Origin of the sequence: Rhizobium sp. BK098, from assembly GCF_014193155.1 — a bacterium.
Lineage (GTDB): Bacteria > Pseudomonadota > Alphaproteobacteria > Rhizobiales > Rhizobiaceae > Rhizobium.
In genome coordinates this window covers 70,262-83,883 of record NZ_JACHYY010000006.1, presented here as the reverse complement: position 1 = coordinate 83,883, position 13,622 = coordinate 70,262, and the positions used below count along the sequence as shown (strand labels likewise).

Below are 13,622 nucleotides of genomic sequence, written 5' to 3'. Positions count from 1 at the left end.
AGGGAGATGAGACATGACCGAGGTTTTCATTTACGACCACGTGCGCACGCCGCGCGGGCGCGGCAAGAAGGATGGTGCGCTGCACGAAGTGCCGTCCGTGCGCCTTGCCGCCAAGACGCTGGAGGCGATCCGCGATCGCAACGGTCTCGATACCGCAACGGTTGACGACATCATTATGGGCTGCGTCGATCCGGTCATGGAAGCCGGTGCGGTTATCCCGAGGGGTGCCGCCTTCGAGGCCGGCTATTCCACCAAGGCGCCTGGCATGCAGATTTCGCGTTTCTGCGCCTCCGGCCTCGATGCCGTCAATTTTGGTGCGGCGAAGATCGCTCAAGGGGCTGACGATATCGTCATTGCCGGCGGTGTCGAAAGCATGTCGCGTGTCGGCTTGGGCATGTCCGGCGGCGCCTGGTTCATGGACCCCTCGGTCAACTTCCCGGCCTACTTCATGCCACAGGGTGTGTCGGCCGATCTCATCGCCACCAAATACGGCTTCTCGCGCGATGACGTCGATGCCTATGCCGTGGAAAGCCAGAAGCGTGCCGCCCACGCCTGGGAGAAGGGCTATTTCAAGAATTCCGTCATTCCGGTGAAGGATATCAACGGCCTGACAATTCTCGACCGCGACGAGCACATGCGTCCCGGCACCGACATGCAGGCGCTCGCCTCGCTCAATCCGTCCTTCCAGCTGCCGGGCGAAATGGGCGGCTTCGAGGCCGTCGGTATTCAGGCGCATCCGGAAGTCGAGCGCATCAATTACGTGCATCACGCCGGCAATTCCTCCGGCATCGTCGATGGCGCGGCTGCCGTGCTGCTCGGCTCCAAGGCGGGCGGTGAGAGCATGGGCTTGAAGCCGCGCGGCCGCATCAAGGCCTTCGCCAATATCGGCTCCGACCCGGCGCTGATGCTGACCGGCCCGGTCGACGTCACCGAAAAGCTTTTGAAGCGCAGCGGCCTGACGCTTGCGGATATCGATCTCTTCGAACTCAACGAAGCCTTCGCCGCCGTCGTGTTGCGCTACATGCAGGCTTTCGCCATTCCGCACGACAAGATCAACGTCAATGGCGGAGCCATCGCCATGGGGCATCCGCTGGGGGCTACCGGCGCGATGATCCTCGGCACCGTACTCGACGAGCTGGAACGCCGCGATCTCAACACAGCGCTCGTAACGCTCTGCATTGGCGCCGGCATGGGCACCGCCACGATCATCGAACGCGTCTGAGGAGGGGAAACCAATGGCTTACACAAATTTCACCGTTGAGACCGCCGCAGACGGCATCGCGCTTGTCACCTGGGACATGCCCGGCAAGTCCATGAACGTCTTCACCGCCGAGATCCTCGAAGAGCTGAACGCCATCATCGATGCAACGGTTGCCGATGCCGCCGTCAAGGGCGTGGTCTTCACCTCGGGCAAGTCTTCCTTCTCCGGCGGCGCCGATCTCTCGATGATCAAGTCCATGTTCTCCTTCTATCAGGAGGAGAAGGCCAAGGACCCGGCAGCAGCCGCGAAGAAGCTCTTCGATCTCGTCGGCCGCATGACGGGTCTTTTCCGTAAGCTCGAAACCTGCGGCAAGCCCTGGGTTTCGGCCATCAACGGCACCTGCATGGGCGGCGCTTTCGAGCTGTCGCTCGCCTGCCACGGCCGCGTCGCGTCGAGCGCCAAGAGCGTCAAGATCGCACTGCCGGAGGTCAAGGTCGGCATCTTCCCCGGCGCCGGCGGCACCCAGCGCATCGCGCGCCTGACGGATGCGCAATCCGCCCTGCAGATGATGACGACGGGCCAGTCGCTGACGGCAGCACGCGCCAAGGCGATGAACCTCGTGCATCAGGTGGTCGAGCCGGATCAACTTATCCCGGCTGCCAAGCAGATGATCAAGGACGGCCTCAAGCCTGTGGCACCCTGGGATGAAAAGGGCTTCAAGGCACCCGGTGGCGGCATCTGGACGCCTGCCGCAGCTCAGCTCTGGCCGGCAGCGCCCGCCATCCTGCGCCGCGAAACCTCGGGCAATTATCCGGCAGCACTCGCCATCCTCAAATGCGTTTATGAAGGCTTGCAGGTTCCCTTCGATACCGGCCTGAAGATCGAGCAGCGCTACTTCACGCATGTGCTGCAGACCACCGAAGCCTATTCGATGATCCGCTCGCTGTTCATCTCCATGCAGGAACTCGGCAAGGGCGCCCGCCGCCCGGCAGGCCAGCCGAAGACAGAGCTGAAGAAGGTCGGTGTCGTCGGCGCCGGCTTCATGGGTGCGTCCATCGCCTATGTCACGGCCGCCGCGGGCATTCCCGTCACCCTCATCGACCGCGACATCGAGGCTGCGGCTAAGGGCAAGGGCCTCGGCGAAGGGCTGGTCAAGGACTCGATCGGTAAGGGAAGGATGACGCAGGATGAGGGCGCGGCCCTTCTATCCCGCATCACACCTTCGGCCGATTACGCCGACCTGAAGGATGCCGATCTCGTCATCGAGGCGGTGTTCGAGGATCGCGAAGTCAAGAAGGCCGTCATCGAGGCCGTCGAAGCCGTGCTACCGGCCGGCGCCGTCTTCGCCTCCAACACCTCGACGCTGCCGATCACGGGCCTTGCCAAGAATTCCAAGCGCCCGGCCGATTTCATCGGCGTCCACTTCTTCTCGCCTGTCGAGAAGATGATGCTGACCGAAGTCATCCTCGGCAAGGAAACGGGCGACCGTGCCATTGCCGTCGCGCTCGACTACGTCGCGGCGATAAAAAAGACGCCGATCGTCGTCAACGACACGCGCGGCTTCTTCGTCAATCGCTGCGTCTTCCGCTACATCCATGAAGCCTATGACATGCTGATTGAGGGCGTACCCGCTGCCATGATCGAGAATGCCGCCAAGATGGCCGGCATGCCCGTCGGGCCTTTGGCGCTCAACGATGAAGTCGCCATCGATCTCTCCTACAAGATCCTGAAGGCGACTGTCGCCGATCTCGGCGAGAAGGCGGTCGACCCGCGTCACATGCAGCTCGTCGCCGGCCTGGTGGAGCGCGAGGGGCGTCTGGGCCGAAAGAACTCCAAGGGGTTTTACGACTATCCGCCGAAGCCGGCGAAGAAGTCGCTATGGCCGGGTCTCAAGGATCTCTATCCGCAAAAGAAGGCCGACAAAGTTGATGTCAACGTGTTGAAGCAGCGCTTCCTCGTGACCATCGCACTGGAAGCTGCCCGCACCATTGAAGAAGGCATCGTCACCGATCCGCGCGAGGCCGATGTCGGCTCCATCCTCGGCTTCGGCTTTGCGCCCTATACCGGCGGCGCGCTGTCCTACATCGACGGCATGGGCGTCAAAGCTTTCGTCGAACTCTGCGAAAAGCTGGCCACCGCCTACGGCCCGCATTTCCAGCCGACGGCGCTACTGAAGGACATGGCCGCGAAGGGCGAGACTTTCTACGGGCGCTTCGATCCTTATGGTGCCAAGCAGGCGGCTTGAGGCAACAAGCCATTGCCGGCGACAAATAAAGGGCCGCTCTTGCCGGGAGCGGCCCTTTTACTGATTGGTTCAGCGTCAGATCAGAGAGATTGCGTAAGATTATGCTTACGCATGGCGTAATGGCTTCTCTTGCCCCGCCCTTAACGCAACGACGCCCCAGCCGATAAGCAGAAGGATCGCCGCCGCATAGATATCGGCGGCTTCGGGAAATCCAAGCGCTTTCGACAGGAAGCCTGCCAGGATGGCGGGGACGCTGAAGGCGAGATAGCTCTGGATGTAGAAGGCCGAAAGCAGCCCGGCGCGTTCGTCGGGCTTGGCCAGCGGCATGATGCTTCTGACCGTGCCGAGAAAAGCTGCCCCGAAGCCCGAGCCGGCAATCAGAGTTCCGAGCGCGAGGATCGACACCTCAGCCGCATGCATGCCGGCGATGATGGTCAGTATGCCGAGGCTCATGGTCGGTATGCCGAACTTCATGATCATGGTGGCGGATCTCCGGCGCAGCAGGAAGACGGCGGCAGCGCCGCTGATCGTCAAGGCTGCGACCACGGAGCCGCCGACCAGTGGCGCTGTGCTGCCGGTCGTCGCGCTGACCAGCGAAGGCACCAGCGACAGATAGAAGCCGGCAAGCGCCCAGACGGCAATATTGATCGGCGTCAGCGCCAGCAGCGTCCGGCGTGCCTGCTTGGGAACGGCGACTTCCGGCTTCAGCGATGCGAATACGCCGGGCCGTCGGCTCGTTGTTTCCGGCACCATCCATAGCAGCGCGGCTTGCAGCGTCAGCAGGGCAAGTGTCACGACATAGACAAGCACGGTCGGAGCCGGCGCGAACTGGATCAGCAGGCTCGTGCCGATCGCGCCGATCGCCATGCCGGCAAGCGGGGCAAGACTGTTGGTGATCGATCCCCTGATCGGATCGAGATCGACAAGGGCGGCGCCGATCGAACTGATGGCAGTGCCCGTCGCAAAGCCCTGCACGATGCGGGCGGCAATCAACCAATCCGGACCTCGAGCCATTAAAAACAGCACTGTGGCCACCATATTGAGGAGGATCGATGTGAAGATCACCGGTCGGCGCCCGAGATGGTCCGAAATCGAGCCAACGATGAGCAGTGCGGCGAGAAGGGAGAAGGCATAAACGGCAAAGATCACCGTAAGCAATACCGGCGAGAAGGCGAAGGCCTGCTGATAAAGGCGGTAGAGGGGCGTCGGTGCGGATGAGGCGGCCAAAAACAAGGCGCTGGTTGCGGCATAATAGAACGGCGCTAGGCGTCTGGCGGCTGAAATCGGAGCGCTGGCGGTGGAATCGAGTTCGGTCATCGACTATATCCTACCTAAAGCTAAAAGATTGCGTTAGGCGGATATAGGATGCCTGGCGTATAAAAGCAAATAATTTGCGTTAGTGGATGCCCTTAGTCATTCGCGATCCGCAAAACGGGAAAAATTGGCAAGGGCTTATGGGCTATCGAGAAAATCCCCGCCCCGGCGGGCGCAGCGCCAGAGTGCAGGCGGCCGTGCATCATTCCGTCCGCGATATGCTGGCAACCATGGATCGCGCCGATGTAACGATCCCCCTGATCGCGCAGCGTGCCAACGTCACGCCGTCGACGATCTACCGCCGCTGGGGCGACCTTCAGGCGCTTTTGGCCGACGTTGCCGCGTCGCACCTGCGGCCGGAGGGCGAGCCGGCGAGGATCGGTAGCGCGCGTGAAGATTTGGCGGCATGGGTCGAACAATATGCCGATGAGATGGCCTCCGGGCTTGGCCGGCAAATGCTGCGCGACGTTCTTGCGGCAGCCGACAGTGCAAACGCGGAGAAATGCGGCACCTATATGCGCTGTCAATTGAGCGTCTTCATCGCACGGGCAGAGGCGTGCGGCGAGCCCTTTCCCACCTTGACGGAACTGATGGATCACGTCATTTCGCCGATCATTTATCGCATCCTCTTCGACCAGGCGCCCGACTCCGACTACGTTCGCGGGCTCGTCACGAAGGTAATGCCGGAGAGTACAGCCAGGACTTGATGCGCGATCGGCGATTGCGAACGACTCACTCGAACTCCCCAAGCACATTCTGTCGCTTCGGCTTGGTTGCTCGCAACTGACGAATAAGTAGTCGAACATATGCGCGGTAAAGTTGCTTTTGTTGTGGAATTATCATGGGATATGCATGCTTGAGCAAGGCTCGTTGTCGATTTGCTGTTGAAAAATAAGGAAAAAGATGGTGCTAATTATCATCAGTGAATTCAACGGCAACGCGAAGGGGACTGCTCAATGCTTAATGAATTCAAGGCCTTTATCGCTAAAGGCAACGTCATGGACCTTGCAGTCGGCGTGATCATCGGCGGCGCTTTCGGCGGCATCGTTAAATCGCTGGTTGACGATATCATCATGCCGATCGTCGGCGCGATTTTCGGCGGCTTCGATTTTTCGAACTACTTCATCGGCCTCGCCTCGGGTGTCAACGCACCGACGCTCGCTGCGGCCCGTGCCCAGGGCGCGGTTCTTGCCTACGGCAGCTTCATCACTGTCCTCATCAATTTCCTCATTCTCGCCTGGATCATCTTCCTGATGGTCAAGGGCGTGAACGCGCTGCGCTCGCAAGTCGAGCGTAAGGATGACAAGGTCGCCGAAGCGGCACCGCCGCCGGCTGATGTCCAGTTGCTGACGGAAATCCGCGACCTTCTCGCCAAGCGCTGACTCGCTTTGCTCGACTCTTTTTGCAAGCCCCGGTCCATGCGAGGACTGGGGCTTTATTCATCACCAAAATCGATTGGTCACTAAGGCAAAGTCATGGGATTTGTCCGCCGCTCTGCTTTATGAAGGCGGAAACCGGAGACTTTGCATGTCGATACTAGATAGCCTCAGCCCGCGCGCGCTTGCAGCACCTGAAAGCGGGATCGTCGAAGTGGTCAATTATGCCCGTGGCCGTGAGGGCCTGCTGCCGCTCTGGGTCGGCGAGGGCGATCTGCCGACGCCGGATTTCATCAATCGCGCCGCCATGGCCTCGCTCAACGCCGGCGAGACCTTCTACACTTGGCAGCGCGGCATTCCGGAACTGCGCCAGGCGCTTGCCGATTATTATGGCCGGCATTTCGGCACCTCGCTGCCGATGGAGAACTTCTATGTCGTCGGCTCCGGCATGCAGGCGATCCAGCTGTCCGTGCAGGCCATCACCGCTCCCGGCGACGAGATGGTTTATCTCTCCCCCGCCTGGCCGAACATCGCTGCCGCGCTCGAGATCGCAGGCGCCCGCTCCGTCGCCGTACCCTTACAATTCGAGCACGGCAAATGGTCGCTCGATCTCGATCGGTTGGAAGCGGCGATCACGCCCAAGACAAAGGGCCTGTTCATCAATACCCCGTCCAACCCGACGGGCTGGACGGCGACCCATCAGGATCTCAGCGATATTCTCGCCTTAGCGCGCAAGCACGATCTCTGGATCATGGCCGACGAAATCTATGCGCTCTACTACTATGCCGGCGGCCGCGCGCCGAGCTTCCTCGACGTCAAGGAAGCGGACGACAAGATCCTCTTCGTCAATTCCTTCTCGAAGAACTGGTCGATGACCGGTTGGCGCGTCGGCTGGATCGTCGCACCTGCAGAGCTCGGGCAGGTGATCGAAAACCTCGTGCAATATTCGACCTCGGGCGTCGCGCAGTTCATGCAGAGAGGCGCGGTTGCGGCCTTGAACGAGGGCGATGATTTCGTCCGCTCCAATATCGAGAAGGCCACTCGCTCGCGCGATATCCTCTGCGATGCGCTGATTGCTACCAATCGCGTGCAGACGCTGAAGCCGGATGGCGCGCTCTATTCCTTCCTGAAGATCGATGGCGTGACCGACAGTCGCAAGGCCGCTATCGACATCGTCGACAAGACCGGTGTCGGCCTCGCGCCTGGGACGGCTTTCGGTCTAGGCGGCGAGCTGTTCATGCGTGCCTGCTTCCTGCGCGATCCGGTACAGGTCGCGGATGCGGCGGAGCGGTTGAGTCGGTATATTTTGGGTCTGTGAGGGCTTTGCTTCGATCGGCTCCACGATCGAAAAGTATTCTCTCGATTGCTTCACCTCTGAGCCCCCTCTATCGCTATCGCGACATCTCCCCCACGAGGAGGGAGATCGTTGGGAGTTTGCCGCGCTCAGCAAGAGCGATGAAGCTTTGGCGTCAACAGATATGACGTTCATTGGGCGCGAGAGGCTGCAACAAGTTTCCAATCTCCCCCCTTGTGGGGGAGATGTCACGAAGTGACAAAGGGGGGGTGCGTACTCTCCAAGCATGCAATAGCGTCAATCCATAAAATCCAATCGATCCTCGAAAGCCCACCCTAACCATCCCCGCAATCTTTCCCGCCACGCCGCCCGCTTTTAATCAATTTCGCAGGGGAAGCGGCCTCATATGGAGCCGGTAGACTTGGCGGGGACGCGAAGAATGACTGTCTTGGTGACGGGCGGGGCCGGCTATATCGGCAGCCACATGGTCTGGAGATTGCTGGACGCGGGAGAGGACGTGGTTGTCCTCGATCGTCTCTCCACGGGCTTTCGCTGGGCCGTTCCGCCGGCTGCCCGCTTCTATCTCGGCGATATCGCCGATGAAGCGCTCCTGCATCAGATTTTCGCTGAAAACCATATAGAGGCCATCATTCATTTTGCCGGTTCGGCGGTCGTCCCGGTGTCGATCGAGGATCCACTTGCCTATTATGAGAACAACACCGGCAAGACCCGCATCCTCATGAGTGCCGCCATCAGGGCTGGCATCCGTCATTTCGTCTTTTCGTCCACCGCCGCTGTTTATGGCCAGCAGCCGGCGGATAGGCCGGTCGGCGAAGATGCGCCGCTGCGGCCTGAATCCCCCTATGGTCAATCCAAGCTGATGTCCGAGCTGATGCTGCGCGATGCCGCTGTTGCTTATGACTTCCGCTATGTGGCGCTGCGTTATTTCAACGTGGCCGGCGCCGATCCCGAGGGGCGGGCTGGGCAATCGACCAACGGCGCCACCCACCTCATCAAGGTCGCCTGCGAGGCGGCCCTCGGCCGCCGCGGTCAGGTCGATATCTACGGCACCGATTATGCGACGCATGACGGCACCGGTGTTCGCGACTATATCCACGTCAGCGATCTCGTCGAGGCGCATCTGATGGCATTGCGGCATCTGCGCGAAGACGGCCGCTCACTGGTTGCCAATTGCGGCTACGGCCAGGGCTATTCGGTTCTGGACGTGCTCAACATGGTCATGCGCGTCTATGGCCGCGCCTTCCGCATCCACATCGCTCCCCGGCGCGTCGGCGATATGGCCAGTATCGTCGCCGATGCGACGCTTGCTCGTCGCGAATTGGGATGGACGCCGAAATACAACGATCTGGAAATGATCGTGCGCTCGTCGCTGGATTGGGAGCTCCGCCTCGCCGAACGCGCGGGCTTTGATGCCGCCGGCGTCAGCAGGGTCTACGCCGCTCCAAGCATGCTGTAACGCGACTGACGATCTCAGCTTTCCGGACGTCTCCAGGGACCAAGAAAGGCCGGCGCATTCTTGCGCACGGCGTCCGCGAGAAAATCGATGACGGTGCGCACCCGCGGCGATTGGCGCAGGTCGCGATGGCATGTGATCCAGTAGTGGCGCCTAAGATCCACCTCGTGCGGCAGGACCACCTGCAGATCGGGGTGCTTGCCGGCGATGAAGAACGGCAGCACGCACAGCCCCTGGCCGTTCTTCGTCGCTGTCAGCTGCGCAAAGATGCTTGAGCTCTGGAATTGCGGCCTGATGCGCGGATGGACGTCATCGAGATAATCCAGGCCTGGCGCAAAAATCATATCCTCGATATAGCCGATAAAGGAGAAGTCAGGCAGGTCATCGCGGCTTTCGATCGGTGGATGGCGGGCGAGGTAGTCGCGCGATCCGTAGACCTGGAGATGATAGTCGGTAAGCTTCTCGGTGAAGTAGGGTCCGGCCTTCGGCGGGTCGAGCACCACGACGATATCGGCCTCCTTGCGCGAGAGCGACATGATCTGCTGGATGGTGATCAGCTCGAGTGAAATGTTTGGGTGCTTCGCAGTGAATTCCGGCAGGACGCCGGTGAAGAAGAAGTTGGAAAACCCCTCTGGCGCACTGATGCGCACGACACCCCGTTGTGCTGCCGATCCCGCAGATAGATCGGCGCGAAGACGTTCCGTCTCCTGCTCCATGTGCTCGGCCGTATCGACGAAGCGCTGCCCCATGCTGGTCAGCATGTAACCGCGTGGATTGCGTTCGAAGAGCTTGACCTTCAAGGCGAATTCCAGCCGGTCGATGCGCCGCGAGACCGTGGCATGGCTGCTGCGCAATTGTCGCGCCGCGGTAGAAAGCTGCCCGGTTCGCGCAACGGCGAGGAAAAATTGCAAATCGTCCCAGGTAAAGTGCGGCGTACGCTTCATGCATCCTCCTCTGTTCAAAAATGAACAGACCTTGTTTGGAATTAATTGCAATCGCGACTTGCGTCAACGCGCGAATTCCGTGATCTTGGCGGTCGGGAAAAGCCGTTTTGAGGAAAGCGGCTAGCCAATTTTGAACAGATTCATTTTTGCCAAATCTCTGGGAGGAGAGGATATGCGAAAGAGTCTTATTGCGTCCCTTGCATTTCTGCTTGCAGCCAGCACTGCGGCTTTCGCCGCCGGCCCGTCCGATGGTGTCGTCAAGATCGGCATCCTCAACGACCAGTCCGGCGTCTATGCGGATTTCGGCGGGAAATCATCGGTAGCGGCCGCCAAGATGGCCGCGGAGGATTTCGGCGGCAAGGTTCTCGGCGTGCCGATCGAAATCGTCGATGCCGACCACCAGAACAAGCCTGATATCGCCTCCAACATCGCCCGCCAATGGTACGACCAGGACAAGGTCGATGCCATCATGGAGCTGACGACCTCCTCGGTCGCGCTCGCCGTTCAGGCGGTCGGCAAGGAAAAGAAGAAGATCGACATCGTCACCGGCGCTGCCACGACCGATCTCACCGGCAAGCAATGCTCGCCCTATGGCTTCCATTGGGCCTATGACACGCATGCTCTCGCCGTCGGCACCGGCGGCGCGCTCGTCAAGCAGGGCGGCGACACCTGGTTCTTCCTGACTGCGGACTATGCCTTTGGCTATTCGCTCGAGCAGCAGACCAGCGATTTCGTCAAGGCCAGCGGCGGCAAGGTGCTGGGCTCCGTCCGTCATCCACTGTCAACGAATGATTTCTCATCCTTCCTGCTGCAGGCCCAGTCGTCTGGCGCCAAGGTCATCGGTCTGGCCAATGCCGGCCTCGATACCTCCAACGCCATCAAGCAGGCCTCCGAATTCGGCATCACCCAGGGTGGCCAGCACCTGGCGGCATTGCTCTTCACGCTCGCCGAAGTGCACGGCCTCGGCCTTCAGGCAGCGCAGGGCCTGACGCTGACGGAAGGCTATTACTGGAACCTCGACGACAAGAGCCGCGAATTCGGCAAGCGCTTCTTTGCCCGCACCGGCAAAATGCCGAACATGATCCATGCCGGCACTTATTCCGCCGTGATGCAGTATCTGAAGGCCGTGCAGAAGGCCGGCACTGACGATACCGACGCCGTTGCCAAGCAGCTGCATGAGATGCCTGTTGATGATTTCTTCGGCCGCGGCGGCACGGTCGGCGCCAACGGCCGAATGATCCACGACATGTATCTGCTTCAGGTGAAGAAGCCCGCTGACAGCAAGGAGCCGTGGGATTACTTCAACGTGTTGGCGACGATCCCTGGCAAGGAAGCCTATATCGATCCCGCCAAGAGCGGCTGCGACCTCGTCAAGCAATAGGGCCTGGACCAGCTCATGGCGATGTCCGCGACATATCCGCATGAAGAGCCCCGGGTGGTTTTGTCCGCCCGGGGACTGCGCCGCGATTTCGGCGGCTTCACCGCCGTCAAGAATGTCGATCTCGACGTACATCATGCCCAGGTCCACGCGCTGATCGGCCCGAATGGCGCCGGCAAGACGACGGTGTTCAACCTGCTCACCAAGTTCCTGCAGCCGACGCATGGGACCATCACACTGCTCGGCACCGATATTACCAAGACGAGACCTGACAAGGTCGCGCGCATGGGCCTGGTGCGCTCCTTCCAGATTTCCGCCGTTTTCCCGCATCTGACGGTGCTGGACAATGTGCGGGTCGCCTTACAGCGGCCAAGCAATCTCGCCCACCAGTTCTGGCGGCCGCTATCGGCCCTCGACAGCCTCAATGCCCGCGCCGAACAGCTCATTGCCTCCGTCGGCCTTTCGAAAGAGCGCAATGCCGTCGCCGCAGATCTTTCCTATGGTCGCAAGCGCGTGCTGGAGATTGCCACCACGCTTGCGCTCGATCCGAAGGTGCTGCTGCTCGATGAGCCGATGGCCGGCATGGGGCTGGAGGACGTAAACACGGTCTCCGCGATCATCCGCGATGTCGCGCGCGACAGGGCCGTGCTCATGGTGGAGCACAATCTCTCGGTCGTTGCCGATATCTGCCATCATGTCACGGTGCTGCAGCGCGGCGAGATCCTGGCCCAGGGCGATTACGCGACAGTCAGCCGCGATCCGCGCGTCCGCGAAGCCTATATGGGCACGGAGGAGGCTTGACGATGGCGACGCTTCTCGACGTTCAGGGTCTCAATGCCTGGTATGGCGAAAGCCATATTCTGCACGGTGTCGATATGCGTGTGGGCGAGGGGGAGACCATCACCATCCTCGGCCGCAACGGCGTCGGCAAGACGACGACGCTGCGCACGATCGTTGGCATCGTCCGCGCCCGCAAGGGCAGAATTACATTCGCCGGCAAGGACATGATGCAGGTGCCGCTGCACAAGACGGCGCATCAGGGCATCGGCTTCGTTCCGGAGGAGCGCGGCATCTTCTCGACGCTCAGCGTCTATGAAAACCTGATGCTGCCGCCAGTCGTCGCAGCGGGCGGCATGACGCTCGACGAGATCTTCGAGCTGTTTCCCAATCTGCATGAGCGGCGCAACAGCGTCGGCACCAGGCTTTCGGGCGGCGAGCAGCAGATGCTCGCCATGGCTCGCATCCTGCGCACCGGCGTCCGTATGCTGCTGCTCGACGAACCCACCGAGGGCCTTGCGCCCGTCATCGTCCAGCGTATCGGCGAAGTCCTGCAGAAGCTCAAAGGTCGCGGCATGACCATATTGCTCGTCGAGCAGAATTTCCGCTTTGCGAGCCGCATCGCCGATCGCTTCTATGTGATGGATCACGGCCAGATGGTCTCGGAATTTCCGGTCGGCGAACTCTCCGAACGCATGGGTATGCTCCACAAGGTCCTGGGGGTCTGAGCCATGACGACGATATTCGGCATTCCCGCGCAGGCCCTTCTCGGTCAATTGCTGATCGGGCTCATCAACGGTTCCTTCTACGCGCTCTTGAGCCTTGGGCTCGCGATCATCTTCGGCATGCTGCGGGTCATCAATTTCGCCCATGGCGCCCTCTATATGCTCGGCGCGTTCACCGCCTATCTGCTGCTCGCCTATGCCGGCATCGGCTATTGGCCGGCCCTCGTTCTAGCGCCTCTGATCGTCGGCCTGTTCGGTGCGCTGGTCGAGCTGCTCTGCCTGCGCCGGCTTTACAAGATCGATCCGCTCTACGGATTGCTCTTCACCTTCGGCATGGCCCTGACCATCGAGGGGACCTTTCGCTATCTCTACGGTTCCTCCGGTCAGCCCTACGCCGTCCCGACGGAACTGGCGGGTGCGAAAAATATCGGCTTCATGTTCCTGCCCGTCTATCGCGGTTGGGTGGTCATTGCGTCGCTGATCGTCTGCATCGGCACCTGGCTGCTGATCGAGAAGACCAAGCTCGGCGCCTATCTGCGTGCCGCGACCGAGAATTCCACCCTTGTGCAGGTTTTCGGCGTCAACGTGCCGGTGCTTCTGACGCTCACCTATGGTTTCGGCGTGGCGCTTGCTGCGTTTGCCGGCGTGCTGGCCGCGCCGATCTATCAGGTCTCGCCGCTGATGGGATCGAACATGATCATCATCGTCTTCGCCGTTGTGGTCGTCGGCGGCATGGGCTCAATCATGGGCGCGATCGTCACAGGCTATATGCTTGGGATTGCCGAGGGCCTCACCAAGGTTTTCTATCCTGAAGCCTCGAATATCGTCATCTTCGTGATCATGGCGATCGTACTGCTTCTGAGGCCAGCCGGCCTCTTCGGTCGGGAGGCGTGA

At 60.8% G+C, this 13,622-nt stretch carries 12 protein-coding genes; 10 read left to right on the top strand and 2 right to left on the bottom strand.

The genetic code is table 11. The features are described 5' to 3' along the window. Window positions 1-13: 13 nt before the first annotated feature. Entirely contained in the window at window positions 14-1,222 is a 1,209-nt protein-coding gene (locus FHT73_RS16815; protein ID WP_183713134.1) for an acetyl-CoA C-acetyltransferase, read from the top strand. Between the two features lie 13 nt (window positions 1,223-1,235). Next, window positions 1,236-3,446 carry a 3-hydroxyacyl-CoA dehydrogenase NAD-binding domain-containing protein gene (locus FHT73_RS16810; RefSeq protein WP_183713131.1) on the top strand — a complete coding sequence of 737 codons (2,211 nt, stop codon included), beginning with the start codon at window positions 1,236-1,238 and terminating at the stop codon, window positions 3,444-3,446. 105 nt (window positions 3,447-3,551) lie between these two features. On the opposite strand, the gene FHT73_RS16805 is transcribed toward FHT73_RS16810, so the two are convergent. Then, complete coding sequence (locus tag FHT73_RS16805; RefSeq protein ID WP_112608061.1) at window positions 3,552-4,763, bottom strand: MFS transporter; 1,212 nt, start codon at window positions 4,761-4,763, stop codon at window positions 3,552-3,554. A 137-nt stretch (window positions 4,764-4,900) separates the two neighbouring features. On the opposite strand from FHT73_RS16805, the gene FHT73_RS16800 reads away from it, so the two are divergent. The 4 genes from FHT73_RS16800 (at window position 4,901) to galE (ending at window position 8,907) form a co-directional block, all read left to right on the top strand. Further along, window positions 4,901-5,467 (top strand): TetR/AcrR family transcriptional regulator, encoded by a 567-nt coding sequence (locus tag FHT73_RS16800; RefSeq protein ID WP_183713128.1) that lies wholly within the window; start codon window positions 4,901-4,903, stop codon window positions 5,465-5,467. Between the two features lie 249 nt (window positions 5,468-5,716). Beyond that, on the top strand, window positions 5,717-6,142 hold the full coding sequence (mscL, locus tag FHT73_RS16795; protein ID WP_132715787.1) for a large conductance mechanosensitive channel protein MscL: 426 nt from the start codon (window positions 5,717-5,719) through the stop codon (window positions 6,140-6,142). A gap of 145 nt (window positions 6,143-6,287) precedes the next feature. Further along, complete coding sequence (locus tag FHT73_RS16790) at window positions 6,288-7,454, top strand: pyridoxal phosphate-dependent aminotransferase (protein ID WP_183713125.1); 1,167 nt, start codon at window positions 6,288-6,290, stop codon at window positions 7,452-7,454. 415 nt (window positions 7,455-7,869) lie between these two features. After that, a complete protein-coding gene (galE, locus tag FHT73_RS16785) occupies window positions 7,870-8,907 on the top strand; it encodes a UDP-glucose 4-epimerase GalE (RefSeq protein WP_183713123.1) in 1,038 nt (345 codons plus the stop codon). Window positions 8,908-8,921: 14 nt separating this feature from the next. On the opposite strand, the gene FHT73_RS16780 is transcribed toward galE, so the two are convergent. Beyond that, window positions 8,922-9,848, bottom strand: coding sequence for a LysR family transcriptional regulator (locus tag FHT73_RS16780; RefSeq protein WP_183713120.1), 927 nt, complete (start codon window positions 9,846-9,848; stop codon window positions 8,922-8,924). A gap of 172 nt (window positions 9,849-10,020) precedes the next feature. On the opposite strand from FHT73_RS16780, the gene FHT73_RS16775 reads away from it, so the two are divergent. Genes FHT73_RS16775 through FHT73_RS16760 form a run of 4 tightly spaced genes read left to right on the top strand, consistent with a single transcriptional unit; the run spans window position 10,021 to window position 13,622 of the window. Continuing rightward, on the top strand, window positions 10,021-11,229 hold the full coding sequence (locus FHT73_RS16775) for an ABC transporter substrate-binding protein (protein ID WP_112336559.1): 1,209 nt from the start codon (window positions 10,021-10,023) through the stop codon (window positions 11,227-11,229). Window positions 11,230-11,244: 15 nt separating this feature from the next. Beyond that, window positions 11,245-12,027 (top strand): ABC transporter ATP-binding protein, encoded by a 783-nt coding sequence (locus FHT73_RS16770; RefSeq protein ID WP_112608073.1) that lies wholly within the window; start codon window positions 11,245-11,247, stop codon window positions 12,025-12,027. Between the two features lie 2 nt (window positions 12,028-12,029). After that, on the top strand, window positions 12,030-12,731 hold the full coding sequence (locus tag FHT73_RS16765) for an ABC transporter ATP-binding protein (RefSeq protein WP_183713118.1): 702 nt from the start codon (window positions 12,030-12,032) through the stop codon (window positions 12,729-12,731). Window positions 12,732-12,734: 3 nt separating this feature from the next. Next, window positions 12,735-13,622 carry a branched-chain amino acid ABC transporter permease gene (locus FHT73_RS16760; protein ID WP_183713115.1) on the top strand — a complete coding sequence of 296 codons (888 nt, stop codon included), beginning with the start codon at window positions 12,735-12,737 and terminating at the stop codon, window positions 13,620-13,622.